The sequence below is a fragment of the Flavobacterium sp. PS2 genome (genome assembly GCF_046250155.1).
Taxonomy (GTDB): domain Bacteria; phylum Bacteroidota; class Bacteroidia; order Flavobacteriales; family Flavobacteriaceae; genus Flavobacterium.
Window position 1 is genome coordinate 4,940,337 of record NZ_CP176426.1, and the last position, 25,798, is coordinate 4,966,134.

Genomic DNA, 25,798 nt, shown 5'->3' on the forward strand with positions numbered 1-25,798 from the left:
TTGCGAAAAGGGTACGCGGATGATATGGATTCGCTAAGGCGAAAACGCGGATGACACGGATTTTCTATTTTTTGTTTTATAAATCTGTGGCTAACTCTTCGCGAAAAGGATACGCGGATGATACGGATTCGCTAAAGCGAAAACGCGGATGACACGGATTTTCTATTTTTTGTTTTATAAATCTGGGCTAACTCTTTGCGGAATTGGTACACGGATTAAACGGATTTTCTATTTTTAATACTTTAAGTTTGTGGTAAATAATAACAAACTGATTGCAATAATTTTAGTTTGAGTTATATTTGATTTTCTTAACTTTGCATCATGGATAATCAAATTGTTACTCAGGCTTCGGATTTTACTACTAATGACTTAAAGTTAAAGGGCTTTAAGGTGTATGAAGTAAAAAGTGGTGTTAATGCTATTCCTACTTATAATCGTAGAGATTTTTATAAGATATGCATTAATACTAGCAAAAGTTTTATTCATTATGCAGACAGAGGTATTGAGACTGATGGTACTATATTGTTTTTTGGTAATCCTCATATTCCTTATTCTTGGGAAATTAAATCGCCATCTTATAATGGTTATGCTTGTGTTTTTACAGAAGATTTTATAAAGAAACAAGATCGTTCTCAGAGCCTTAACGAGTCCCCATTATTTAAAATAGGAGGAACGCCTATTTTTTCTTTAACTGCTGAACAGGAGAGTTTTATTGCTACAATGTTTAAGAAAATGCTCTCGGAACAAAATACTGACTATATATTTAAAGATGATTTAATTCGTAATTACATCAACCTTATTATACATGAGGCGCTTAAAATGCAACCATCGGAAAATTTCTTTAAGCATAAAAATGCATCTTCGAGAATAACAACTCTTTTTCTTGAACTCTTAGAAAGACAATTTCCTATAGAAACCAAGAACCAACCGCTTAAGTTAAAAACACCACAGGATTATGCTCAAAATCTTGCTGTGCATGTAAACCACCTGAATCGTTCGGTGAGAGAAATTACTGGAAAATCGACGACAGCACATATTACCGAAAGAATAATTAGTGAAGCAAAAGCGCTTTTGCAACATACGGATTGGAGTATTGCTGATATCGGATATTCGTTAGGATTTGAGTATCCTAGCTACTTTAATAATTACTTTAAAAGACTTACAGGAACAATACCTAAAACTTTAAGAGTGTAGATTGTTTGAAATTCTTAATTTTTTGTTTGATAATCGTTATATCTGTATGTCTTTGCCAAAGTAAATTTGCATTGAAATAATTAGTATTAACCAATATTAGATTGTTTAGCTAAATGATATGGTCGAAGTTATTATTGACCACCACTTCAAGATTTAGTTTCTATCTGATGTATAAAACCAGAAAAATTATGAAAAATCAAGCAGATCAAATCGATACTACAATTTTCCCCAAAGGAGATCCTGCACCAGCAGATTATTTTACTGGTAATGCTTGGATAAAAACTCTTGTTCCTGATAATCGCGCACTAAATGTTGTTATGGGAAATGTAGTTTTTGAGCCTGGCGCAAGAAACAACTGGCATACTCATCCCGGAGGTCAAGTTCTTATAGTTACTCATGGAGTAGGGTACTATCAGGAAGAAGGAAAAGCAATCCAGTTGCTTAATGCAGGTGATGTTGTTTCTATTTTACCAGATGTTAAACATTGGCATGGTGCATCTCCAGAGAGTGAATTTACTCATATAGCAATAAGTACTAATACTCAAAATGGTATTGTAGATTGGCTGGAAAGAGTAACTGACGAACAATACAATAGCTTTAAATAATTTTAAGGTATAGGTGTGTTGTTTCATCCAATATTAATTTAAAAACAAGCTTAAAAAAAGTAATTCTTAAATTTTTGTTCTCTACATTATTATAAGAGAATATTTTTGTAATTTACTGTTTTTAAATTGGTTGCATTTTTATTGGGTTAGCATTAAATAATAAATTAAACTACAACAAATAACTAATTTATGTCAACACATTATACAACAGTTATCGAAGAAGGAATAGTTCCTAATAAATATACTACAGGCGCAGTTTCTTATAAAAAACGTACTAGCGATATTCAGCCACGTAATACTACTATAAAAGAAGTTGCTTTTGAGGCAGGTTCTAGAAATAATTGGCATACTAACTCGGCTTTGCAATTGCTTGTTGCGACTGAAGGTGTTGGATATTTTCAGGAAAGAGGTACACCAATACGATTGGTTCATAAAGGAGAAGTTCTTACCATTTTGTCAGGGGTAGAACATTGGTATGGCGCAACACCAAATAGTCGATTCTCACATATAGCAATTATTACCGAGATTGATAAAGGCATCGGGACTTGGATGGAACAAGTTACTGATGAAGAATACAACAGTTTTTCTAAATAATTTTAGCAATGAATCTATTTAAAAACTGAGTTTGAATTTGTTTGTAAACAAGAATTAAATATAACTATAAAACTATGGAAACAAAAAACATAAAAGCATTTGGTACTGAAGCTGCTGAAGCACCATTAAAAACATTAGACATTAAACGTAGAGCGGTAACGGCTCATGATGTAGAAATTGATATTTTGTATTGCGGAATTTGTCATTCAGACCTTCACTCGGCTAGAAACGAGTGGCACGGTACGACATACCCAATAGTTCCGGGACACGAAATTGTGGGTAGAGTAACCAAAGTAGGAGATCATGTAAAAAACTTTAAAGTAGGAGATTTAGCTGGAGTAGGATGCATGGTTGATTCTTGTAGAGAGTGTGAACATTGCAAAGAAGATTTAGAGCAGTTTTGCGATTCAGGAAGTACACTTACATTTGATTCTCCGGATAAACATTTAGGTGGACAAACGTTTGGTGGATACTCTGAGAGTGTTGTTGTAGATGAAAATTTTGTTCTTCATATATCTGATAAATTAGATCTTGCCGGTGTTGCACCTTTACTTTGTGCTGGTATTACAACTTACTCTCCTTTAAAACACTGGAAAGTTGGTCCTGGACAAAAAGTAGGTATTGTAGGTATTGGTGGTTTAGGACACATGGGAATTAAAATTGCAAAAGCAATGGGCGCTCATGTTGTAGTTTTTACTACTTCGTTATCTAAAACGGAAGATGCTAAACGTTTAGGAGCAGACGAAGTTGTATTATCTAGTGATGCCGAACAAATGGCTAAACATGCTAAAAGCCTTCATTTTATTTTAGATTGTGTATCGGCTCAACATGATATCGATGCGTATTTAAACTTACTTAGAGTAGATGGAACGCTTACATTAGTAGGTGCACCGATGGATCCACTTCCTGTAACATCATTTAGTCTTATATTAGGCAGAAGAAGTTTTTCTGGTTCTTTGATCGGTGGAATTGCCGAAACTCAGGAAATGCTTGATTTTTGCGCGAAACATAACATCACCGCAGATATAGAAATTATTGGCGTAAATGGTGTTAACGATGCTTACGAAAGATTATTAAAAGGCGATATAAAATATCGTTTTGTAATAGACATGGCTTCTCTTAAAAACTAGAGAATTATTAAATAAAAAAAGGTGTTCATTGTAATGATGAACACCTTTTTTTATTTAATAATTAAGCTATTTGCTGATTACTATATTCCAATTTGCACCGCTATAAACTTTATGTTTTTCGGAGAAACTCCCTTGGTTTACTGCCAATGAAAAGTTTAAAAGACTATTAAAGTAGGAAACATCGGTTCCGATTTTTACCTCTCCAAAAGTATGTACTAGTTTTAGTTTGCCGTCATATACTTTTTTAGTTCCATCGAAGATTTGAATTTTTACCAAATCTCCTGCTTTCAAGTCTAAATTGGCAAATGTTTTTTTGTCGATGTTCGTCCATACATTTCCATATTGAATATCCAAAATCGGAATTCCTCCTTTGATGATTCCTTTCTCGAAAACAGGTTTTTGGTATTCTATTTTTACTACTTCATTAGGTAATTTTGGTCCGACTTGGTCAAAAGTAATTGTTTTGGATGCCAAACGCGCGCCAGTATATGCATACACATCACGACCATGAAAAGTATATGATTCATTTGAGTCCTGACGACGATTTTTGACTTCGTCAATCTCGCGAATTTCCTGAATTCCTAATTGTTCTGCTATCAAAGTTAACGTTCCGTTATCTGGAGTTACAAAATAATGTCCTGATTTAGTAAGCAATACAACCGAATGTCTTGCTGTTCCCACTCCGGGATCACAAACAGAAACAAAGACTGTTCCTGTGGGATAATATTGAGCTGTTTGCGATAAGCGATAAGCTGCTTCCCATATATTATACACTGGGATTTCGTGCGTTAAATCGAATATTTTCAAATCGGTAGAAACGCCCATTGCAACTCCTTTCATAGCTGATACCGCACCGTCTTTTAATCCAAAATCAGATTGAAAAACCAATACGTTATTCTGAGAAAAGCTATTAAAAGTAACAGCACACAAAAAAAGTAATAATCGTAGTTTCATTTTTTATCGTATTTAGAAGATGTTTTACCACAAAGCTCTATGTGTGTTTAACTGCAGAGAACGCAATCCCGAAGTGTCGGGATACGCAAAGGTCGCAAAGTTTTGGGTGTATTTAACTGCGTTTAACCGCAAAGTTTGCAAAGTTTTATATGTTTTAATCGCAGAGAACGCAATCCCGAAGCGTCGGGATACGCAAAGGTCGCAAAGCTTTGGGATAGAATCTTTTTAATCTGTGGCAAAAAATATCTAGTCTCAGTGACTTAGAACCTTAGCATCTCAGAACCTTAAAAAAAATCAATCTAATTTAACACAATCAAAGCTAAGAATATTAAGTAGTTCTATAATTTTATTTGATTCTATTTCATTGGCTTCAATTCGTAGTATTTTATCACAATCTTCTAAGTCAAAATTAATTTTATGGTCTTGAAAATAGTCTTGAATACTTTTTATAATTACAGTTGTTTCAGTTTCGTTTTGAACGTTTGTTTTAAAAATTTCAATCATGATTTCTCTTTTTTAAAATGGATTGTAAGATATACCAAATCTAAAATAGCCTTGAGGATCTTGCTTGTTGTCATAAATATATTTGTCGGTTCGTTCGCCTCTTTCGGTAACACGAGTGCTTAAAACATTGTTTATTCCGGCTTTAAATGTGCCTATGATTTTTCGGTCTATATGATATTCGTAGGTTACGCCAGATTTTAATTCGAGAGAGTTTACCATTTACACCATCTTAACATGGATGTTCTTTATATTATTTCTACAGAAATTGTTACGCATAAGTTCGACAAAGTCATGATAAAAAAGTATTGGAAGTATCGTTTGTTTTACTATTTGGTTTCAAATTATAAAATAGAACATAGAATAGTTTTTGAAATGATACCTATTAAGTCTTGGTTTTCAATAGAATAATTGTTCTGGGTTATTGCAAGTATTTCTTCGGGTGTTGTCGAAAGTTGAAAAAATCAAGATTTGATTCAATTGATGTTCTTATACTTCGAATAATATTAATTGCTTAACTCTTATATTTTTAAAAAATTAAATATCTTTATATAAAGTGATTTTTAATCATAAAAAATAATTATTTTGACTACAACAGAATTTTTAACCCGACTAGTGATAGCCCTTTTCGCAGGATTAATTATAGGTTTTGAGAGACAATGGCATCATAAAGAAACTGGCTTAAAAACCAATATGCTGGTCGCAACAGGAGCAGCAGCTTTTGTATTATTGTCTATAAAAGTTGCAGCAACTGCACCAAATATAGATGTAACTCGTATTACTGCCCAAGTCGTTATGGGAGTTGGTTTTCTGGGAGCAGGAGTAATCTTTAGAGAAGGACCAAATGTACATGGATTAAACTCGGCAGCTACAATATGGTGTAGTGCAGCTATTGGCTGTATTGCGGCTTCAGGTTATTTTGCCGAAGCATTAATTTGTACATTCTTAGTTACTATCGTGAACACGGTTCTTGAACCTGTAGATAAATGGTTAAGAAATAGGAAGTAAGGAGTGGCATATTAGATGAAAGAAGTGAGGTATGACTTAGCAGTTAAATTTCTTTTAAGCACACATGATGGAATCGATTGTTTGTTTATGGAATGAGGATGTTGATTTAATTTGTATTAAAAAAGCAACTTGATTATGAGTTGCTTTAATTTTAATATTATTTACGGGCAGGGAAATCGGGTTATCGTTGTGGATATCCTAACCTAGTAGCAGGGTACCTTTGAAGTTTGACTTTTTTAACTTATTTGTCTAATACTTTATTAAGTGTTATTTTGCATTTTCTGTTTTTTTCTTTATAATGATAATAAGATAGTATTATTTGTTTGGGATTACATTTTTCTATTTTATAATCTTCATTATCCCAAACGAATGTAGAATCATTTTTTATACTCCAAGATCTTGGACCACTTATTAAATCTCCATCGTTGCTGAATAAATCAAAACCTTTACCCTCATTTATAGGCTTGCTTAAATATTTATCATAGTCTCTTTTTTTATTAAACTTAAAATAAACATGACTACTACCACAATCATCCTTATATTGCCAATATTCATTTTTTTTGGCTATAAAAATACTTTCGAGTTCTTTTTGTTTGGTACAAGAAAATTGAATAGATAAACATATTAAAATTACTATTTTCTTCATTGATTTTTTTATAATTTATTGGATAAGTATTTTCTTGATATTGAAGTTCTAAACTAATTTCCTTACCTATTTTAAAATTAGACGTAGTCGAACAAAAACTATTATCGCTCACTTAATTTATATATACACCGCATCTGCATGAGGTATTTGTTGCGGACACAAAAAGAATTTACATATCTTACTTGAAGATTATCGATTTAGACTACGGGTACTGATTGCAAATCAGCGCTATCGTTGCGCATACCTGAGTGGTCGAGTCAGACACATATTAATTTTCTAAATCCTTTGATTTTGTATTTGTATATTTTTCAAGTTTGGAAACTATTTCGTTTTTAAATCTTGTTTGAATTCTATTTTCTTCATCTTTACCAAATTCTTCTTGTTTTAGCCATTTTTGGTTACGATTAGTAAAAACAGAGCGAATAGCAATATCTATATGTGTAGTATCTTTAAATGTTTCTTCATCTCCAATAAAAGAGATGTAATACATTTCTTCGGGAGTATCTTTAAAATAAAATATGTGACTTTCTAAAAAATCATACCCTCTTTTTGACCAGTTATCATTATCATCCCATTTGCTTGGGATTTTGTATTCGGGATATTTAGAATACAAACTATCAATCGCAATTTTAATTTTTGCTTTTGATGTAGGAAAACGGATAGTAGAAAAGCCGCCCAATGTTCCATCGCAAGTAATACAGGTAAGTAATATAAAAAGCAAACATAATTTTATTTCTAATTTCATAATTTTTTATTTTAATGTCCAAACACTGTTGGGTCTATTGGTGACTCAGCAGTATTAATACTTCTAGCACCTTGAATTACTGAACGTACAAGATATTTACCAATTGTGTGACCTGTTTTTGGCCATGCAGCAATTCCTAATCCTACGCCTAAAGCTCACTCATTTAATTTATATATACACTGCATCTGCATGAGGTATTTGTTACGGACACAAAAAGAATTTACATATTTTACTTGAAGATTATCGATTTAGATTACGGGCACTGATTGCAAATCAGCGCTATCGTTGTGTATATCCGAGCTGTCAGGTTTATCGTTATGCATATCCTAGCCTAGTAGTCGGGTACCTTTGAAGTTTGACTTTTTTAGCTTATTTGTCTAATACTTTATTAAGGGTTATTTTGCATTTTCTGTTTTTTTCTTTATAGTGATAATAAGATAGTATTATTTGCTTGGGATTACATTTTTCTATTTTGTAATCTTCATCATCCCAAACGAATGTAGAATCATTTTTTATACCCCAAGATCTTGGACCACTTATTAAATCGCCATCGTTATTGAATAAATCAAAACCACCGTTAATGAACCTATTATATTTATCATAATCACCTTTTTTATTGAATTTAAAATAAACTCCATGACTTTGACAATCATCTTTATATTGCCAATATTCATTTTCTTTGGCTATAAAAATAGTTTTGAGTTCATTTTGTTTGGTACAAGAAAATTGAATAGATAAACATATTAAAATTACTATTTTCTTCATTGATTTTTTTATAATTTATTGGATAATTATTTTCTTGATATTGAAGTTCTAAACTAATTTCCCTTTTGAAAAATTGCCAAAATTATCTTCTTGTCGTCTTAATTGTAATCCACCTGCTCTCCAAAGTGTTCTAACGAGTGCAGTGTGAACGTCTCCGACTTCCCACTCATAATCAAACGAAATATATAAAGCCTCGTCAAAATATTCGCGAAGTCATTTTTATTTATTTAAACAATTCAAATTTCTTCATACATACTTTAAACTTGTACTTGCTTTTTTGAAGTGGGCATCGAGGGAAAGAAAACTTCAGGAATAATATTCTAAAATTATATTCCTTGAATTACTTTAAAATTATCAATCTCAATTTTATTAGATTCAGGGTCAAACATTTTAACTGTTATATTACGATTTTTTAAAATTAAATAACTTTCAAATTCATTTACAAATTTATGATCATTATTTTTTTTATGGTATTTGATTAAAATCAATGCTAATCCATAGCCCTCATCGTCCCATTTAATATTCTTAGTTGTTATTAGACTTTGCCATAATATAGATTTATTTGTCTGTCGTAAAACAAGTCCGTTTTTAATATTAAATTTGCTTATATCTTTGAAGTCAATTTTATCATCTTTTTCAATTAATAAAGGATAAAACTCTAAATATCTTATAGAGCCTGTTGAACTGGACGTAAATCGAATAATGCCATAACCATCATAGTTTTCTGCTAAATTTATAGCATTATCCTTAGACTTCTTTTTGTCATTACATGCCACTATCATTAAACTAATTGCTAAAAAGTATATTAATCTCATAACTCGGTCTTCAAAGAATTCTAATGAATAAATAAATTAGTAGTGTGTGCTGTACGAAAGCCCCCTGACTTCGCACCCACAATCTAAATCCGTAAACAAAGTAGAAACAAGTAGGAACTCAAATAGACCTCAGTTCCTACTTGTTTCGTTTATATAAAAACCATTTAAAGAACAACAAAAGGGTGGCATAAATTAGAGTTATGGCTTGTAATATAGTGAAGATAGCATTTATGGGATGAGTAGTTAATTCTTCTTTTATAAGAGACGGGAGACTATTAAAACCAATGAGGATTAAAGCTAATAAAAGATATTTAATCCATGAGATTTGAAATCTAACTAGTAATCCTGCTATAAAGAGTAAGGAAAGAGTAATTATACTTAGAATCATTGCCGATTTTGAAGAAAGTATATGTGGTGAAAGTAAAAAATTAATAAGCCCAAGACCTACAGAGATAAAAATAAAATTTGATGATTTAATGTAATTTGGGTTTAAAGATAATTTCATTGTAAATTTTATCAGGGTATAAGAATATATTAATAAATTAAGCTAGAAATAAAGATAATAAAAAAAGTGAGATTCAAAATAATTACTGATAATCGTTTTGAAATTATATTGGTATTATAGCATTTATCTAATTAAAATCGGATTGGCTTTTTTATTCTTTAATAAACAAAAAAGAGGACTAAAAAAGCCCTCCTTATATACTATAAATGCTAAAACGAATTATTCACTTTCAGCTCCTACAAAGTCATCACCAGTTTCACCAGCGGCTACTAATTCAGGTTTTGAAGCTTTAAGCGCATTAAATCTTTCTAATTGTTCCATTTCTCCTTCTTCACCACTAAAGTATGGGAATACGTCCATAATAGGTGATTCTGCAATAGCAGGAATCGAGTAATCTCCCATGGTGTTTTTCATTATCCCGATTGTATTATCATAGGCTTCTTTTACATCATTTGCTTGTACCAAAATATACATATTTGATCTTCGCTCTTTTCCGCTTTCTTCATCATACGCCATTAAAGATACTTTTGATTTAAACCAACGATCTGCATTTTCAAAAGGGTGAATTTCGGCATAATTAGCCATTTTTATATTTGTGATTTTAAATTCTTCACTAATATAGGCTGACATTTCTTCATTAATTCTGGTTTCTGCTTCCGTATAAGATAACGCATCTACCAAGTAAGGTTCTGTTGTAACCTTTTGTGTTCCAGTATCATCTGTCTTTCTATATTTTACCTTGCATTCGTACCAAATTGTGCTCATTTCTTTTTTTTTAAGGGTATCAAAGATAGATTTTAAAGAAAAAGAAATCGACAATTCGTAAAATAGATATTCACAATTTAAATCAAATAATTACATTCGGTTTCTTGTGTTTTTTACTCTATTGTTACAGAGTATATTAGGTAATAAAGAGATTTTAAGCAATGATTGTATTTTATAGAAAATATTTAGATTAATCCTATTATTTTTTTTGATGCGAAATAAATACTAGTAAATCTATTACCTATAAAGCCGAAAATTTTAAATTAATTAACGATATTGCTTATGAATTAAGGCACAATAAAATATATCTTATTTTTATGAGTGTATTGTAATCTCACGTAGATTTATTTTAATATAACAGTTATGGTCACGTTGCTTTAATTCAATTATTCTTTTTATATGTTGTGTGAATTGTGATATTATAAGTAATTTTTAATATCATTAAAAAATTAGTTGCTATTTGTTGAAATTGTGGCTTTTTTTGATGTTTTTTTGATTTAAAAGGAGTTATATTTAAATGTACTTATATTAATTTTATCCCAATAATTTATCCAGATATGTTCAAACTATTTATTTCCATTTTGAAATATTCAGGAATATTTCTTAAAATATAAAATATGAAAAATACCACACATTTTTACTCATTAAAACCGCAATGGCAACGGTCGTTTGCTGATGGAATTAATGCTGAACTTATTGATGATAAAATAATTGTTATTCCAGAAACAATTGGAACCGGACATACTTATTTTATAGAAGTAGCGCCAGGTATTTCGGTACTTTTTAGCGATTATACGTTAACTAGCCCTATAAGGATGAGTAAACTGACATCAGAGGAAGAGTTTTATATATTTGATTATAATCTAACTGAATTTGGCGATTTAGATGATGAAATAAACGATGCAATAAATTTAGATTTGACCATCTTAAATAATCAAATTGAAAATGCTTATGAACCCGCAGTAAATCAAAAGACATTTGGTTTTAGTTTATTTATAGATGCCGTTATGATGCAGAAATTTATTAACGAAATGCCTCATGCAGAATTCCTTAATAATAAACTTAATAATAGTAATAAACCCCATAAGGATTATATAGATAGCAATAGTTTAATATTGATTTTTTCTTTAAAAGAAAAATCAATATTTGATGTTTCATTCGAGGAATACTTAAAAGGAATCTCTTTTAAATTATTAGCAAATTTTTTAAATCGTAATGCCGATTTAGTCCCTGCAAAAGAATATATGTAATAATGATTGGTGGTAATCATTATTAATGTTTTTATTTGGTTGTTTTTTATTTTTTTTGATTTAAAGTTTACCCGATTACAAAATGTAGTTGGGTTCTTTATTTAGAAAAGGTTTAGGATCTGCAAAGATTTTTACTTCATATCATTCTGAATCTTTCTTGACTTTGATATAGTCTTTACTCTCAATAAAAAATTCCTTGATTCAAGTTTAAAAAAGCTTTGCGTTTGGTATAGATTCATGATTTTCAGAATGTTTATAACTTTAAAAATAAATAACTGAACTAATTAACTATTTCTTATTTTTGATGGAACGAAATAATCAAAATATGTATTTGAAAAAGATAAAAAGGTATGTAGTAGCCCAATTAATTGCTTTATTTGGGATAGTTTTATTGTTAATTGGTTGTAACCAAAAAGAAAAGAAAGTTATAGAAAAGCAAGTTGTTTATCGGGCAATAAGTACAAATAAAGATACTGCTGTTTTATCAATTGTGATAAATAAAGACCGATTTTATGGTCAATATGAAATAAAGTACGGAGAAACAACGAAAGATTCTGGAAGTATAAAAGGTAACATCAAAAAGGATGTATATCTTGGGGAATTTTATTGTAGAACTTATGGAGGTGACCTAAAAAGAGTTCCGATTTCGTTATTAAAAAAAGACAATAAATTAATTTTAGGAAAAGGTGTCGTAACCACATATCTTGGTCTGCCTTGTTTTGCTCCAGAGATTCCTATAAGTTATACCGATGCTGAATTTATATTTCAAGAGATAAAAAAATAAGTTTTTTAAGGCACAGAGGTTCTGAGTAGCAAAGGTTCAAAGGGCTGTACTGGTGTTTAAGATGTATATATTGAGTTTTCATTTTCAATAAATATATTTTAAAATCTGTGTTTGATAATTAACCGCAAAGTTCGCAAAGGATTAAGCAATCCCGAAGCGTCGGGAGCAAAGTCTTGAATCTATTTAATCCTTTTAATCTGTGGCAAAAATTTGACCGCAAAATTTTTCCCTTTGAACCTTTGAATCTCAGAACCTTTGTACCTCAAATATTTTATTTAATTTCAGTAACAAACTCTTCCATTGGAGTTCTTACTTTTTTCATGTTAACTAGCCAGTCATTAGCTTCATCTCTGTAACCAAGAGGCAACAATAACGCACTTTTTAAACCTTGCTCTTCTAAACCTAAAAGTTTATCCATTTCTGCAGGAATAAAACCTTCCATTGGTGTAGCGTCTACTTTTTGCTCAGCAGCAGCTACAATTGCAACTCCCATAGAGATATAAGCCTGACGAGCCGCGTGATTTGCGTGCCACTCTGTAGAAAGAGGTTCGTAAAGTCCCCAAAGTGTTTTCTTGTAATCATCCATTGTATCAGCTGGCAAACCTCTCTCGGCAAGAGTTTTGTTAAATACAGCAGTAATTCTATCAAGCGAATAACCATCCCAAGCTGCGAAAACTAATAAATGCGAACAATCTGTAATCTGACTTTGGTTCCAACTAATAGCTTTAATTTTTTCTAATAAATCTGGATTACTAATTACAAAAATTTTATATGGTTGTAATCCCGAAGAAGATGGAGCAAGTCTGGCAGCTTCCAGTATATAATCCAATTTTTCTTGCGGTACTTTATTACCGTTCATTTTTTTAGTAGCATATCGCCACTTTAATGTGTCTATTAAATTCATCTTTTAATTATTTTTAATTAGGAAATACAAATCTAGATAAAAGCTTGTTACTTTTTGTAACTTTGTAACGAAAAGTAATAGTGACAAATGAGTAACCAAGTAACATGGTATGGAAACAGAAAATGATATTCGATTAAAACAGTGCTATAGCACAGTAATGGCCATTCAGGATGTGGTGGATATATTAAACGGGAAGTGGAAAATATCGATTATTGCCTGTTTATGCTATAAAAAAATGCGTTATTCGGACTTATTAAAAGAGATTAAAGGTATTTCGGGTAAGATGCTTAGTAGAGATTTAAAAGAGTTAGAAGTAAATCTTCTTATAACCAGAACAGTTTTAAGCACTCAGCCTATAATGGTAGAATATGAAATTACAGAATATGGTGCAACGCTCAAAGATGTTACCAAAGTAATCGCAGATTGGGGTATTAAACATCGCCAGAGAATAATGGAAAAATAGTATTCAGTTTCAGTTTTTAGTTTCAGTCCCGAAATTTCAGGATAGTATATACTCTCAATATAATGTAGTAGGGGTTTAACCGCAAAGTTCGCAAAGGGTTACGCTATGTTCGCAAAGTTCGGAATCTATTTAATCCTCTTATCCCGAAGCTTCGTGAGTGGCAAAAGATTTGACCGCAAAATTTTTTCCCTTTGAACCTTTGTAGCTCAGAACCTCAGTAACTTAGAATCTTAAAAACAAAAAATCCCTCTATATTGAGGGATTTTGTTTTTATATGCTAAGATTATTTAGTTACTTTTTTAAATCTCATCATCGGGACGTCATTTAGTAATAAATTAAGTTTACCATCTTTATCAATAGAGTAGGCATTGATTTTTTTAATCATTTGCAAGAAAGTTTGTTCTCCACCACCTTCACAAAACATCATAGTTGTTGGCCCTTGTTCTCCAAATGTTAGTGTTTTTCCTTTTAATGTAAATGGAGCACTAAATCCATTACATCCTGCATTTCCAGATGCTTGTTTTGTAGCTTCATCAAATTTAAGAAAAGGTTTTTTATCAGGATATAAACCTTCAAATGCTATACGTGGACCAGAAATATATTCTAGTTCCCAAGAGGTATTGTAAAGATCTGCAGTTTTTGTAGTGTCTTTCATCGTTGTACATGAGTTAAAAGAGAGTGTTAAAACAGTAACGAAAAGTAGTACGTAGTTTTTCATAAAATAAGATTTTAGAACATAAATTTAAAGGTTTTTAATCGAGTTTTATTAAAAAAGCATGATTATTTTTGGATAGATACGTTACTTTTGCTGAAAATAAACAAGTCTGAAGCAGTTTTTTATCATATTACTTTCATCTATACTAATGTTTCCATCTTTTGGGAATGTATTGGTTTATGCGATGTTTAAAATTAACCAAGATAAAATTGCTAAAACTATTTGTGTACAAAGAAAAGTAGAATTCAATTCTTGTAATGGAAAGTGTGAGCTTAAAAAAAACTTATTAAAGCTTGATGCTAATGAAAAAGAGATGCAAAACCATCTAAAAGAAAAGCAAGAACTTGTTTTCATTCAAAATTTTAGTAGCGATGATATCTTTGATAAAAAATATAAAGAGAATCATTTAACTTCTTTTTTTCATTTTGCAAAGAAACCTATCTCGGTTTCTATAGTAACATTTCGACCTCCAGCTTATTTTATATAAAATCTAATTTCAATTTTCAATCGGTATTGAAATGAATTTTCATGGCTTTTTGCCAATGGAATACTTGTTATTATTTAAAATTTATATAAAACTAAATGAAAAATATACTTTTTGCCCTTTTAATATTGGGGCAAGTTGCTTTTGCACAGCACAAAACTACAAAAGACAACGCCAAAACTGAAGAACTAGATAATATTACTATTTACGGAAAAAAAGAAAAGCGGTACAACGATACAATCTCTTCTATTGCAACACGTACTGCGACAAAGCTTATAGATATACCACAATCTATACAGGTAATCTCCAAAGGTATTTGGCAAGATCAAGGAAGTTTAAATCTTAATGAGGTTGCCAAAAATATGGTAGGAGTTGCTAATACAACGCCTTATAGCTCATTTTCTATGAGAGGTTTTAATAATTATGGAGATTCTTATTTATTGACCAATGGGATGCGAGGTACTCTATATCATTATAGCCAGAAAGTATTATTATATAATCTCGATCAAATCGAAATAATGCGAGGACCAGCCTCTGTAATGTATTCTGTAGGAAATCCAGGAGGAGTTATTAGTTTAACGACCAAACAACCTCTGGATAAAGCAAGATATGAGGTTAATTTTACTACCGGAAGTTGGAATTTATTTACAGGATTTGCCGATGCTACGGGACCATTAACTAAAGATAAAAAATTAAAATACAGATTGGTTGTAGGAGGAGAGAATAGCGATAGTTATAGAAATTTTCAATACATGAAAAACTTGCTTATTACGCCAACTTTGCAATATGATTTCTCGGATAAAACATCTTTAAATCTTGATTATACATACCTAACTATGAATTCGCGTTTTCAATATGACAGAGGGACATATATTAAGAAAAAAGACGATGGAAGCTATGATTTTGATAATGTTGATCCAAATTTTACTACGCAAGGAAATCCTTCGTTTGGGAAAGATAAAAACTCTTCGGCTTCGCTAACTTTTAAACATAAATTTAGCGATAAGCTTAGCTTTACATTAATGAGTCGATATGTAAAAAGAAATTTGGATATGCTTGATGTTTATGGATTTGGACCATTAAATGCTACACAAGATAGTATTCCGAGAGAAGGAACTACATGGAAATATAATACGCAATGGATTGCTAATACGGCATTTTTGAAATATAACTTTAAGACTTCTAAATTTATATCACATGAACTGATAGTTGGCGCAGATATTATTCAGGATCGTGTTTTAAAAAATCTATATATAAGCAAAGTATATCCGTCGTTAAGCATTGATAATCCAGATTATTCGCAAGATGCAATTGTTATTAATGATCCAAATGTACCGCTAGGAGATGAGGGAATGGATAATAATACTAAGGTTACGAATAACTATGCAGGGTTTATTCAGGATCAAATTTCGATAGGAGAAAAATGGAAATTAAACTTGGCAATGCGCTATAATGAATATCGTTACAAACAAAAGCCTGTAGATGAACTTGATGCTACGGGAGTAGAAATAACTTCAGATGCTAATGCATGGATTCCACGAGTAGGAGTGGTTTATGAACTTAAAAAGAATATATCTCTATATGCATCTTATACAGAATCATTTGAACCACAAACCAATAATAATGTTGGTGCTGGTGGACCATTTCCGCCAAAAAAAGGAAAACAATATGAGATAGGTTATAAAGGTGACTTTTTTTCGAATAGACTAAGTACTACGCTGGCTTTATATGATATAGATTATGTAAACTTACTTGTGGCTGATCCGAGTGATCCAAACAAGAAAAGAAGAATGGCAATTCCGGGTTTAAACAGTAAAGGAATTGAAGTTTCGGTACAAGGTATTATTTCTCAAAACTGGTCAGTGATGGGAAGTTACTCTTATAATGAGGTTAAATATCTAGGAAAAACATCGATAGGAAATGTAGGCGACAGACCTTTGAATGCTCCTAAATATGTTGGTAATGTTTGGTTGGAATACAATTTTACCGAAACAATATTAAAGAATTTAAAATTAGGTGCAGGAATTAGGTTTCAAGGAAATACTTTAGGAGGTAGTTACCGCGCTGATTCTATTTTATTACCTGCTTTTTCTTATATCGATATGTCGGCAAATTACAGATACAAAAATTATATTGTTGGTGTAACTGCCAATAATATTACCGATAAACTATATTTTCCAGGCGCATACGGAACAACATCTTTGTTTGCTGGAACACCTCAAAATATTCGTCTTAATCTTGGTTTTGTATTTTAGATATTAAGGATTTACAGAAGAAAATGTAGTACATAAATGAATCTAGATTACATTAAGAATAAAATTTAACCGCAAAGAGCGCAAGGAAAAATCGCAGAGTTCGCAAAGCTTAATCATTAAGCTTTGCGAACTTTGCGTAAATCTTGGTGTTCTTTGCGGTAAAATCATTTTGCTTTTCTCTTTTTTTATAGATCTATTGGGTTAACCACTTTTCTAAAGTCTTCATTATTTTTTCCTGATCTTGTTCTGGGAAATTTTTTATTCTTGTTGCATGACTTCCTCCCGGATTAACCATTTTTAGCGCATCAAGGCTAGGGTTTGGAGTAGGCGAGCAAGCTCCCCAAGTATCATAACCTCCATAGATATAAAGTATTTTTGAACCTTTATTTTCTACGTATTCTCTAACTTTTTTGATGTATTTTGGGTTGTAGGTTATTTGGACATCTTTAGGTGCAAATCGAGAATTTGAAGTGCTTTTTACAGCAGTCAGTAAATCTTTTACTGGAGTAAAATCAAAACCATAATAACCCAATTCGCTCATGTGTTGGTAATAAGATGGTAATAACTCATCGAAGGTTTTATCACAGTAAAAACTAATTCCAACGATTTTATTCATGTAATCAAATAATTCTTTTGAAGATGCATTTTTACTCGGAATGTCTTCGCATTTTCCTCCCCATTGCCAGAAAGAAAAAGGAAATTCGAGAGCAGCATATTCTAATGCTTCATCCATAGAAACTTCTGTAAAAGTCATTTCCTTTTCTGCTGCATATAGTTTTATTTCGTTAAGAAGTGCAGTTCTATTTTGAAGTAATGCACGCTGAAATTCAACTATTTTCTCGCGACATTCTGCTGTACCTACAGTTGCTAAATGTTGTTGTATTCTTGGATCTTCTTGTGTATTAATTAATGGTGCTACATAAGGAACTGCAACATCAATATCTTTTGGGTATTTAGACTTGTAAATTAAGGTAGTTTCTCCGCCTTTGCTAATTCCTGTCGAAATCCATTTTCCTGTGTACAATTGTTTTAGTTTAGTAACAATGTTATGATAATCGGCAATGGCTTGATCATTTGTCAGGTATTCCCAAGGAATTGGGTTTGGTCTGGATTTTCCATAAAAACGATATTCTACAATAACCTGATTGGCATTTAATAAAGAACTTAATTCGGTTTTTGTGTATCGAGCTGCATATCCTTCGGTTTCGATTACCATCGGACTATTAAAATCTATATGCGATAAATAGATATAATGTTTAAAGGTTCCCTTTTTAGGATTCTTATGATCTAATGGTTCATTAAGTACCAATTGATACGATTCTTTAAAACCTTCTAAATCTTTCATTTTGGTAATTTCAACACCAGGAAATAATTGGGATAATTTATTCTCTAAATCGGTTTTAACGGCAGTTTCTGTTTGAGCAAAACTCAAGTATGAAGTAAGGGAAACAACCAGAAGTAATAAAATGTGTTTTAACTTTTTCATTATTTTTAAATTGATTTTTTTATAAAAATATAGTCTTCAAAACTAATCAATTTATACTATATTAACCTTAAGTTGTCTTATGTTAACTAGTTCTTTGTAAAATTGGATTTGGAAAAAATAATCTGCTATTTTTAATGAAATTTCAACTTTAAATATGGAACCTATTCAACTTATTTCAGACAATTTTATTGAAGAAAATTGTGATTTTAAAAAATTAATCGAAGGACTTCGTGATGGATTTTCGACAGAAAAAATTGAAGTACCTCTTCGGCATCACCATGATTTTTCTAACCCTGAGGAAAACAAAGATTCTACATTATTATTAATGCCCGCATTTCAGCCTGGGAAAGATTTAGGAGTAAAAATCGTTACCGTAAGCCCTAATAATGGTAAGTATGATTTGCCTTCTATACAAGGAACATACATTTATCTAGATGGACATAAAGGGAATATCAAAGCAATTCTGGATGCTAAATCCTTAACAGGTAAAAGAACAGCAGCAACATCGGCATTGGCAAGTAGTTATCTTTCTCGCAAGGATGCCTCGTCTATGCTTATGATAGGAACTGGTGCTTTGGCAATTAATTTAATTCAGGCTCATGCCAGTGTTCGTCCTATAACACAAGTATATGTGTGGGGAAGAACAATAGAAAAAGCACAAATGGTTTGTGACGCTCTAAAAGGTTTTCCGTTTACTTGTACAGCTGTTTCTACAATCGAAGAAGTGATATCGCAAGTTGATATAATTTCTTCGGCAACATTGTCGCCTATTCCGCTTGTGTTTGGTAAATGGCTTAAAGCAGGGCAACATCTGGATCTGGTTGGTGCATATAAAAAGGATATGCGTGAAGCCGATGATGAAGCAATCTTAAAATCGAGTGTGTTTCTTGATACTTATCAGGGTGGATTAAAGGAAAGTGGCGATATTTTAATTCCGTTAACCAATGGGATTATTACAAGAGAATCTATTAAAGCAGATTTATTTGAATTATGTAGCAATAAAAAACAAGGTAGAACATCTGATACTGAAATCACTTTCTTTAAGTCGGTTGGTCATGCTTTAGAAGACCTTGTTGCTGCAGCTTATTTTTATAAAGAGTTTAATTTAAAATCAGAGATAAATGTCTAAAACATATAGTAATATTTGTAGTAATACAGAATATAAAATAGTATCGAATGCATTACAAATAAAAACGATTGACATGCATACTGGTGGCGAACCATTGCGTGTTATTGTTTCGGGTTTTCCTGAGCTTAAAGGAAATAGTGTATTGGAATATCGTAGAGATATTAAAGAGAATTACGATTATTTAAGAACTTCATTAATGTTTGAACCACGTGGTCATGCTGATATGTACGGTTGTATTTTGCTTCCGCCAAATGATGATGATGCCGATTTTGGAATTTTGTTTATGCATAACGAGGGATATAGTAGTATGTGTGGTCATGCTATTATTGCGATAAGCACGCTTGCCGCAAAAATGAACTGGATTACTGTAATAGAAGGCGAAAATGAACTGAAAATAGATGCTCCTTGTGGTAGAATATTCTCTTATGTTACGATTAAAAACGGAGAAGTTACTGGAGTACGTTTTCATTGTGTGCCTAGTTTTGTTGTAGGATTGGATCGTATTGTAGATGTTCCCGGGATAGGAAATGTTGTTTATGATTTGGCTTATGGCGGTGCATTTTATGCTTATGTAGATTTGAGAAAAAATACACATTTAAATTTCGGTTTAACCGAAGAAGATTATCGTACCATTATTCAGAGTGGAATGGATATAAAACATGCGGTAATGAATCAGGATAAAGAAGTTTTGCATCCTTTTGAAGATGATTTGAGTTTTCTTTATGGAACAATTTTTATAGATGAACCACAGGATATTGCTAATCATAGCAGGAATGTTTGTGTTTTTGCCGATGGCGAAGTAGATCGTTCTCCAACAGGATCGGGTGTTTCAGGCAGAATTGCCATTGAAAATGCTAGAAATGCCATAAAACCGAATGAATCTATTACGATAGAAAGTATTACAGGAAGTACTTTTAAAGGTTCGCTTGTTGAGGAAAAAGATTTTGGTCCGTTTCAGGCAGTGATTCCGCAAGTACAAGGAACTGCTTTTGTAACAGGCGTAAATACTTTTATCATCGATCCAAAAGACCCTATGAAAAATGGGTTTATACTTAGGTAGGTTCAGAGAGGCAAAGGTTCAGAGAGGCAGAGGTTCTGAGGCGCTAAGATACTAAGGTTCTGAGAATGTGTGCGAATACCCGCAAACTTGTCATCCTGACGCAGGAAGGGTCTCCGCGAGTAGCTCGATAAAGATTGCGGAGTTTTTTGTGGAGATTCTTCGTTCCTCAGAAAGACAATATTGAGGATAAACTTTGCGAGCTTTGCGTAAATCTTTGTGGACTTTGCGGTTAAATTTTCCTCATGATTAGAAAGATTTTAAAAACTTTACGAACTTTGTGTCAACCTTGTGGTTAATTTTTGCGCTACATATAAATAATATACCTTAACGGTTTTAGATAAATAAAATAACTTAAAAATTTAATAAATGGCAATTGGAATAGGAGGCTCGAACGCAGCTATTGAGTTAGAAAAAATTGAAAATATGACTTTGGATGTAAAGCCAATTCAGTCAGAGGAATATTTAGGCAGGATTAAAAAAGCAGTTGCTATTATGAAAGAGGTAAAGGTAAAGGCGACTTATGTTAACGCCGGAACGAACCTTTATTATTTTACTGGTACAAAATGGAATCCATCTGAAAGAATGGTTGGCGCTTTACTATACGATGACGGAACACTAGATTATATTGTCCCTAAGTTTGAAGAAGGTACTTTTAAAAAGTATATGGAAATAAACGGAAAAATCAACTGTTGGGAAGAGCATGAATCTCCGTATGCTTTAATGGGTGAATTATTAAAGAATAAAAACATAGTTGGCGAAACTATTGCTTTAGATGAGTCGGCTCCATATTTCTTGGTTGATGGTGTTACTAAAACGAATCAATCTTATACGATTATAAATGCTTTGCCAATTACTTCGGGTTGCAGAATGCAAAAATCGGCAAATGAAATTGCTATTATCCAAAGAGCCAAAGATATTACAATGGTTGTGCAACGTGCTGCTGCCAAGATATTACGCCCAGGAATTAGCGCTAATGAGGTTACTAGTTTTATTAATGCAGCGCATATAAAAGCGGGTATACCTTCGGGATCGTATTTTTGTATTGTATTGTTTGCCGATGATACACAATATCCTCACGGTGTATCTGTTCCTCAGGATTTAAAAGATAATGGAGCAGTTATTATCGATACAGGTTGTAAATTAGAAGGATACATTTCGGATATTACAAGATCGTATGCTTATGGAACAGCATCTGAAGAGTATAAAACTATTTGGAATCTGGAAAAGGCAACACAACACGCTGCTTTTGTAGCTGCCAAAATAGGTGCTACTTGCGGTTCTGTAGATGATGCTGCCAGAAAAACTTTAGCGGAAGCGGGATTAAGTTCTGATTATAATTTACCAGGATTACCTCATCGAGTAGGGCATGGGACTGGTTTAGACATTCACGAATATCCTTATTTGGTAAGAGGTAGCGAAATAGAACTTGAAGAAGGAATGGTTGTAAGTAATGAACCAATGATTTGTATTCCTGGGAAATTTGGTATTCGCCATGAAGATCATTTTTATATGACTGCAAATGGTCCTAAGTGGTTTACTGAGCCAATGGATAGTGTAGATAATCCTTTTGGATATTAAACTAGTTTAAAGTTTAAAGTTTAAAGTTTAAAGTTTCGCAGATGATGCAGATTTAAAGGTTAAATATGTTATCCTGTAAGGTCTTTTCTTGACCTTTTAGAGATTGTTTAGCACAATTTAATACCTAACAGGTTTTTGAAACCTGTTAGGATTATAAACTCAAAAAGAAGTAGTTTTTACTTCTTTTTGAGTTTATAATATCCAACGTTGTATTCGAAATTGTCTACAAAAGCATTTATAATATAAAAATAATCATTCTCTGTGTCTTCATTTTGAACTAAATTTATTAGAAAAGTGCCATCTAATTTTTTGGTATAGAGAATTTTATAGTTTTTAATTTTAGTTTTATTCTTTATATATGCATTTACTCGTAGGAAATTGTCTTTTTGGTTTGTTTTAAAATTAAGCAAATCGAAGCTTCCGTTTTTTACTTCTTCTCTATAATTGTCAAGCATTAAAGAGTATTTTTCATTTAGATTATCCTGAAATATATTTCCGTCACTCTTAATGAGTTTAATTATTTTATCTGTCTTTTGCGATATATAATATTTTAGTTTAAGATTTAGTGCAATCTTTTTTTGCTCACAATCTCCTGTTTGCGAAAATTCATTTATATCTATCTCGATATGTTTGTTGTCTATGAGTTTGTATGTACCTACTGACGATGGAAAACAATCATTTCCGCACGTAGCAGAATAACTACATTTAAATGTGTTGTTCTTTTCAAAGAATATTCTATTTCCATACATTGAATAAGGTTTATCATCTTTATCCATTTTTTGTAAAACATATTCTTGAGTGTAATTTGTGTCTTGTCCAATAATTTCGCTAATACGCCAATATTCGCCAATAATATTTTGTGAATGCATATTATATGAAAGCAGCGTGATTAATAAGGTCAATATGTATTTCATATTAGAATATTTTTTTAGTTTGTTTGCGAAATTATCTATAAAAAAGTGTTGTTGTTTGTTTTTTATTTAATTAAACCACTATGGACTAAAAGTTCATAGATTTGAAAGTCTGCTAGGTTACAATACTTATTTATTAACCGCAAATTACACAAATTAGCGCTAATTAATTTGTGAAAATTTGTGCAATTTGTGGCTAAAATATTTTTTAGAAGCTAAAGCGAAATGCACTAAAGTGGATAGTTTTAAACTATATCTGAGACCAATAAATTATTTTGATGTTTTTTTATTCTTTTAGCCCTGATAGGAACGGCATCCTTTTGTGGCGGGGTTCGCCATAAAAGATAGAGTATATAGCAGGAAATAGCTCCTTCTTTAGCTTTTATTGTTAATGATTAAATAAGTAAAAGAACAAAGGTTTTAAATTTTTAATATGGCAATTCGTCTGCTGGAATACCTATAAAGTCGGGTTCGGGTGTGGTTTCAAACTGTACTACTTTAATGTCGGTATGACCTTGTTGTAGTGCTTTCATTACGCGATGCATTCCATCCATCAAGCGTCCATTGGCACATAAAATAATTGGGTAGTCTAAACTAGCTTCTTCCATGAGTTTTATATGCTCCAGAATAGCTGTACAAGTAGGTAATTGGCTTGGATCTTGAAACCAGTATGTTTCATTTACTTCACTAATTTCGCTCAATAAAACACGTTTAACAGGGAAGTTTTTAGATAGTTCTATTAATCGATGTACATCCCAAGCTCTTAAACCATCTTTGCTTGGGCGTAAGTTATATTGTTTTCTCATGTCATTTCTCAAATTAATCACACAAAGTTATAATTATATTAAGCTTACTCACTTGATTGAACAGTGTTTTTGTGTATTTGAGAAAGTGTCTATTTGCATTTATATCTTATTTATCTTGATTTATTACTTAAAATATATTTTTTGATGAATTAGTGTTTAATTTTAAATTGAGTGTTATAAGTTTCTTTATTAAGTTACTCGATGTATTAGAGCTAATTAATGTGTCTTATTCTATTATTTTTAAAACTTTTAGTAGCTTTTCTTGGGTTGAATATCTATAATTTTATAATTAATATTTTAAGGAATTATTAACTAATAAATTGTTTTATTATGATAAAATTTAGAAAAATATCAAAAGTTCTATTTGTTTTTGTCTCCGTTGTGTTTGTGACAAATTGTACGAATGAAGAAATTGGAAGGGAGGAACCAATCTTGGATGCCAAAGTCATTGAGGCTAAAAACTGGTTTGATGATAATAATCCAGAATTGACTATCCTAAAACACACCAAAGAAATTAGTTGGAGTGCTGCTATTATAACAGATGGAGTAAAAGGTACTGTTATAGAAATACCAATTGTTTTAAAAGATAATGTTGTAGTAACAAGTGAAAGTCAACCACTAAAAACATACAATAGGTTGATGTTTACTCCAAATGAAAAAGGGGTATATAAACTATCACATATTGTAATTGCAGCCGAAAGTGATAAGTTTGACGTTAATGATAAGAATTTTAATTTCTATAACGTTAAAACAAATTTTGAAGGATTTGTAACAACCTTAGGTTCTCAAAGTAAAATTAATTATTTTAGTTCTGTTAAAAAGAAATCTGCTACTTCAAAAACTAGTAAAACAAATATGGAAGATGCGATTTGCATAGGAATTTACGAAATGTATAGTGACGGTAGTAGTCGTTTTGTTTCAGTACTTTTTTGTGATGACTGGGGAGGTAGTGGATTAGGTGATGATGGAGGTGGTGCTTCTGCAGGAGGAGATGACTACGGAGGCAATAGTAATGGACAACCTCGATCTGCAGCGCAAATTGTTATAAATCGTATCGGTGTAACAAATCTAGATGATTGTCCTAAAGAAATTTTTGAGGAATTAAAAAAAGAAGCAAAAGGGGATTTAGCAAAGATGCTAACAAGTCTAGGAGCAGAAAGTGAATATAATGTAGAAATGGTAATGGGGACACTAAAAAAATCTAGTAACTATGCCGAAACAAACAGAAATGGAAAAAACGATTATACAATTACCATTAGTCAAGATTATGAGGGAGCTACTACTTTATACAAAGCTACAGCCATTGTACATGAATTGGTTCATGCCTATCTTTTAAGTGTTGTAGATAATTATAATACTTATCCAACAAATGCCCCTTTTGAAGATTATCCCACGTTATTTGAGTTTTATATTACTAAATTCCCGCATGATCCTAACATGACTGTTGCTGCACAGCATGAGGCAATGGCGGTTTCTACAGTCAATACAATAGCAAGTGCAATTTACGGGTACCAATTAAACAATCCTCCTTATAATATTTTTGATGTTGATTTACAAGTTTACAAAGACCTAGTATGGGGTGGATTAATGGAAACGCCAACATTTAAAGCTAAATTTCCTGTAGGAAGCAATGATTATAATAGAATTTATAATAGAGTGCGTGCAGAACAATCGGGGCGTCCTGTGGGAGAAGGAACGCCAAATGCCCAATCTCCAAGAGGAATACCGTGTAAGTAAAATATCTAA

27 protein-coding genes are annotated in these 25,798 nt (G+C 31.8%); 14 read left to right on the forward strand and 13 right to left on the reverse strand.

Annotation, left to right across the window (positions count from 1 at the left end):
• Positions 1-321 precede the first annotated feature (321 nt).
• From ACJ6WR_RS21395 to ACJ6WR_RS21410, 4 genes are all read left to right on the forward strand, one after another.
• Positions 322-1,194, forward strand: a complete 873-nt coding sequence (locus tag ACJ6WR_RS21395; RefSeq protein WP_409416433.1) for a helix-turn-helix domain-containing protein — start codon at positions 322-324, stop codon at positions 1,192-1,194.
• 188 nt (positions 1,195-1,382) lie between these two features.
• Complete coding sequence (locus ACJ6WR_RS21400) at positions 1,383-1,799, forward strand: cupin domain-containing protein (protein WP_086894490.1); 417 nt, start codon at positions 1,383-1,385, stop codon at positions 1,797-1,799.
• Between the two features lie 189 nt (positions 1,800-1,988).
• Positions 1,989-2,393 (forward strand): cupin domain-containing protein, encoded by a 405-nt coding sequence (locus tag ACJ6WR_RS21405; RefSeq protein ID WP_409416434.1) that lies wholly within the window; start codon positions 1,989-1,991, stop codon positions 2,391-2,393.
• Positions 2,394-2,467: 74 nt separating this feature from the next.
• A complete protein-coding gene (locus ACJ6WR_RS21410) occupies positions 2,468-3,523 on the forward strand; it encodes an NAD(P)-dependent alcohol dehydrogenase (RefSeq protein ID WP_323490280.1) in 1,056 nt (351 codons plus the stop codon).
• Positions 3,524-3,589: 66 nt separating this feature from the next.
• Here the strand turns inward: ACJ6WR_RS21410 and ACJ6WR_RS21415 are convergent, their stop codons facing one another.
• From ACJ6WR_RS21415 to ACJ6WR_RS21425, 3 genes are all read right to left on the reverse strand, one after another.
• Positions 3,590-4,477: an S-adenosyl-l-methionine hydroxide adenosyltransferase family protein gene (locus ACJ6WR_RS21415; RefSeq protein WP_409416435.1), complete on the reverse strand. Its 888-nt coding sequence runs from the start codon at positions 4,475-4,477 to the stop codon at positions 3,590-3,592.
• 294 nt (positions 4,478-4,771) lie between these two features.
• Positions 4,772-4,981, reverse strand: a complete 210-nt coding sequence (locus ACJ6WR_RS21420; protein WP_039118520.1) for a hypothetical protein — start codon at positions 4,979-4,981, stop codon at positions 4,772-4,774.
• A 12-nt stretch (positions 4,982-4,993) separates the two neighbouring features.
• A complete protein-coding gene (locus ACJ6WR_RS21425) occupies positions 4,994-5,200 on the reverse strand; it encodes a hypothetical protein (RefSeq protein WP_409416436.1) in 207 nt (68 codons plus the stop codon).
• Positions 5,201-5,563: 363 nt separating this feature from the next.
• Here ACJ6WR_RS21425 and ACJ6WR_RS21430 point away from each other — a divergent pair, with 363 nt between their 5' ends.
• The gene (locus ACJ6WR_RS21430; RefSeq protein WP_039114409.1) at positions 5,564-5,986 is read left to right on the forward strand and encodes an MgtC/SapB family protein; all 423 of its coding nucleotides are present in this window, start codon (positions 5,564-5,566) and stop codon (positions 5,984-5,986) included.
• Positions 5,987-6,227: 241 nt separating this feature from the next.
• Here ACJ6WR_RS21430 and ACJ6WR_RS21435 read toward each other — a convergent pair whose 3' ends face one another.
• The 5 genes from ACJ6WR_RS21435 to ACJ6WR_RS21455 all read right to left on the reverse strand — a co-directional run bounded on the left by ACJ6WR_RS21435 (position 6,228) and on the right by ACJ6WR_RS21455 (position 10,227).
• Positions 6,228-6,632, reverse strand: coding sequence for a hypothetical protein (locus tag ACJ6WR_RS21435; protein ID WP_039114407.1), 405 nt, complete (start codon positions 6,630-6,632; stop codon positions 6,228-6,230).
• A gap of 268 nt (positions 6,633-6,900) precedes the next feature.
• Positions 6,901-7,377, reverse strand: a complete 477-nt coding sequence (locus ACJ6WR_RS21440; protein WP_039114406.1) for a hypothetical protein — start codon at positions 7,375-7,377, stop codon at positions 6,901-6,903.
• A 369-nt stretch (positions 7,378-7,746) separates the two neighbouring features.
• The gene (locus tag ACJ6WR_RS21445; RefSeq protein ID WP_039114405.1) at positions 7,747-8,142 is read right to left on the reverse strand and encodes a hypothetical protein; all 396 of its coding nucleotides are present in this window, start codon (positions 8,140-8,142) and stop codon (positions 7,747-7,749) included.
• Between the two features lie 326 nt (positions 8,143-8,468).
• Complete coding sequence (locus tag ACJ6WR_RS21450) at positions 8,469-8,957, reverse strand: hypothetical protein (protein ID WP_409416437.1); 489 nt, start codon at positions 8,955-8,957, stop codon at positions 8,469-8,471.
• Between the two features lie 724 nt (positions 8,958-9,681).
• Entirely contained in the window at positions 9,682-10,227 is a 546-nt protein-coding gene (locus ACJ6WR_RS21455; RefSeq protein WP_039118561.1) for a DUF4494 domain-containing protein, read from the reverse strand.
• A 617-nt stretch (positions 10,228-10,844) separates the two neighbouring features.
• Between ACJ6WR_RS21455 and ACJ6WR_RS21460 the strand changes: the two genes are divergently transcribed.
• Together ACJ6WR_RS21460 and ACJ6WR_RS21465 are read left to right on the forward strand one after the other, a co-directional pair.
• Complete coding sequence (locus tag ACJ6WR_RS21460; protein WP_409416438.1) at positions 10,845-11,477, forward strand: hypothetical protein; 633 nt, start codon at positions 10,845-10,847, stop codon at positions 11,475-11,477.
• A gap of 331 nt (positions 11,478-11,808) precedes the next feature.
• A complete protein-coding gene (locus tag ACJ6WR_RS21465; protein ID WP_409416439.1) occupies positions 11,809-12,261 on the forward strand; it encodes a hypothetical protein in 453 nt (150 codons plus the stop codon).
• Positions 12,262-12,532: 271 nt separating this feature from the next.
• Here ACJ6WR_RS21465 and ACJ6WR_RS21470 read toward each other — a convergent pair whose 3' ends face one another.
• Positions 12,533-13,165, reverse strand: a complete 633-nt coding sequence (locus ACJ6WR_RS21470; RefSeq protein ID WP_409416440.1) for an NAD(P)H-dependent oxidoreductase — start codon at positions 13,163-13,165, stop codon at positions 12,533-12,535.
• 109 nt (positions 13,166-13,274) lie between these two features.
• Between ACJ6WR_RS21470 and ACJ6WR_RS21475 the strand changes: the two genes are divergently transcribed.
• Positions 13,275-13,628 carry a helix-turn-helix domain-containing protein gene (locus tag ACJ6WR_RS21475; protein WP_039114399.1) on the forward strand — a complete coding sequence of 118 codons (354 nt, stop codon included), beginning with the start codon at positions 13,275-13,277 and terminating at the stop codon, positions 13,626-13,628.
• A 283-nt stretch (positions 13,629-13,911) separates the two neighbouring features.
• Here ACJ6WR_RS21475 and ACJ6WR_RS21480 read toward each other — a convergent pair whose 3' ends face one another.
• Complete coding sequence (locus ACJ6WR_RS21480; RefSeq protein ID WP_409416441.1) at positions 13,912-14,346, reverse strand: META domain-containing protein; 435 nt, start codon at positions 14,344-14,346, stop codon at positions 13,912-13,914.
• A 145-nt stretch (positions 14,347-14,491) separates the two neighbouring features.
• Here ACJ6WR_RS21480 and ACJ6WR_RS21485 point away from each other — a divergent pair, with 145 nt between their 5' ends.
• Together ACJ6WR_RS21485 and ACJ6WR_RS21490 are read left to right on the forward strand one after the other, a co-directional pair.
• Positions 14,492-14,830: a hypothetical protein gene (locus ACJ6WR_RS21485; protein ID WP_409416442.1), complete on the forward strand. Its 339-nt coding sequence runs from the start codon at positions 14,492-14,494 to the stop codon at positions 14,828-14,830.
• A 95-nt stretch (positions 14,831-14,925) separates the two neighbouring features.
• Positions 14,926-17,082: a TonB-dependent siderophore receptor gene (locus ACJ6WR_RS21490; RefSeq protein ID WP_409416443.1), complete on the forward strand. Its 2,157-nt coding sequence runs from the start codon at positions 14,926-14,928 to the stop codon at positions 17,080-17,082.
• A 193-nt stretch (positions 17,083-17,275) separates the two neighbouring features.
• On the opposite strand, the gene ACJ6WR_RS21495 is transcribed toward ACJ6WR_RS21490, so the two are convergent.
• Positions 17,276-18,568, reverse strand: coding sequence for a S28 family serine protease (locus tag ACJ6WR_RS21495; RefSeq protein ID WP_409416444.1), 1,293 nt, complete (start codon positions 18,566-18,568; stop codon positions 17,276-17,278).
• A gap of 154 nt (positions 18,569-18,722) precedes the next feature.
• On the opposite strand from ACJ6WR_RS21495, the gene ACJ6WR_RS21500 reads away from it, so the two are divergent.
• From ACJ6WR_RS21500 to ACJ6WR_RS21510, 3 genes are all read left to right on the forward strand, one after another.
• Positions 18,723-19,697: an ornithine cyclodeaminase family protein gene (locus ACJ6WR_RS21500; RefSeq protein WP_409416445.1), complete on the forward strand. Its 975-nt coding sequence runs from the start codon at positions 18,723-18,725 to the stop codon at positions 19,695-19,697.
• Positions 19,690-20,757: a proline racemase family protein gene (locus ACJ6WR_RS21505; RefSeq protein ID WP_409416446.1), complete on the forward strand. Its 1,068-nt coding sequence runs from the start codon at positions 19,690-19,692 to the stop codon at positions 20,755-20,757. The genes ACJ6WR_RS21500 and ACJ6WR_RS21505 overlap by 8 nt, the downstream gene beginning before the upstream one ends.
• A 366-nt stretch (positions 20,758-21,123) precedes the next feature.
• On the forward strand, positions 21,124-22,335 hold the full coding sequence (locus tag ACJ6WR_RS21510) for a Xaa-Pro peptidase family protein (protein ID WP_086896376.1): 1,212 nt from the start codon (positions 21,124-21,126) through the stop codon (positions 22,333-22,335).
• Positions 22,336-22,511: 176 nt separating this feature from the next.
• On the opposite strand, the gene ACJ6WR_RS21515 is transcribed toward ACJ6WR_RS21510, so the two are convergent.
• Positions 22,512-23,249, reverse strand: coding sequence for a hypothetical protein (locus ACJ6WR_RS21515; protein ID WP_409416447.1), 738 nt, complete (start codon positions 23,247-23,249; stop codon positions 22,512-22,514).
• A gap of 425 nt (positions 23,250-23,674) precedes the next feature.
• Positions 23,675-24,052 carry a hypothetical protein gene (locus ACJ6WR_RS21520; protein WP_409416448.1) on the reverse strand — a complete coding sequence of 126 codons (378 nt, stop codon included), beginning with the start codon at positions 24,050-24,052 and terminating at the stop codon, positions 23,675-23,677.
• A 330-nt stretch (positions 24,053-24,382) separates the two neighbouring features.
• Here ACJ6WR_RS21520 and ACJ6WR_RS21525 point away from each other — a divergent pair, with 330 nt between their 5' ends.
• Positions 24,383-25,789, forward strand: a complete 1,407-nt coding sequence (locus tag ACJ6WR_RS21525; protein WP_086896386.1) for a hypothetical protein — start codon at positions 24,383-24,385, stop codon at positions 25,787-25,789.
• The last annotated feature ends 9 nt before the right edge of the window (positions 25,790-25,798 follow it).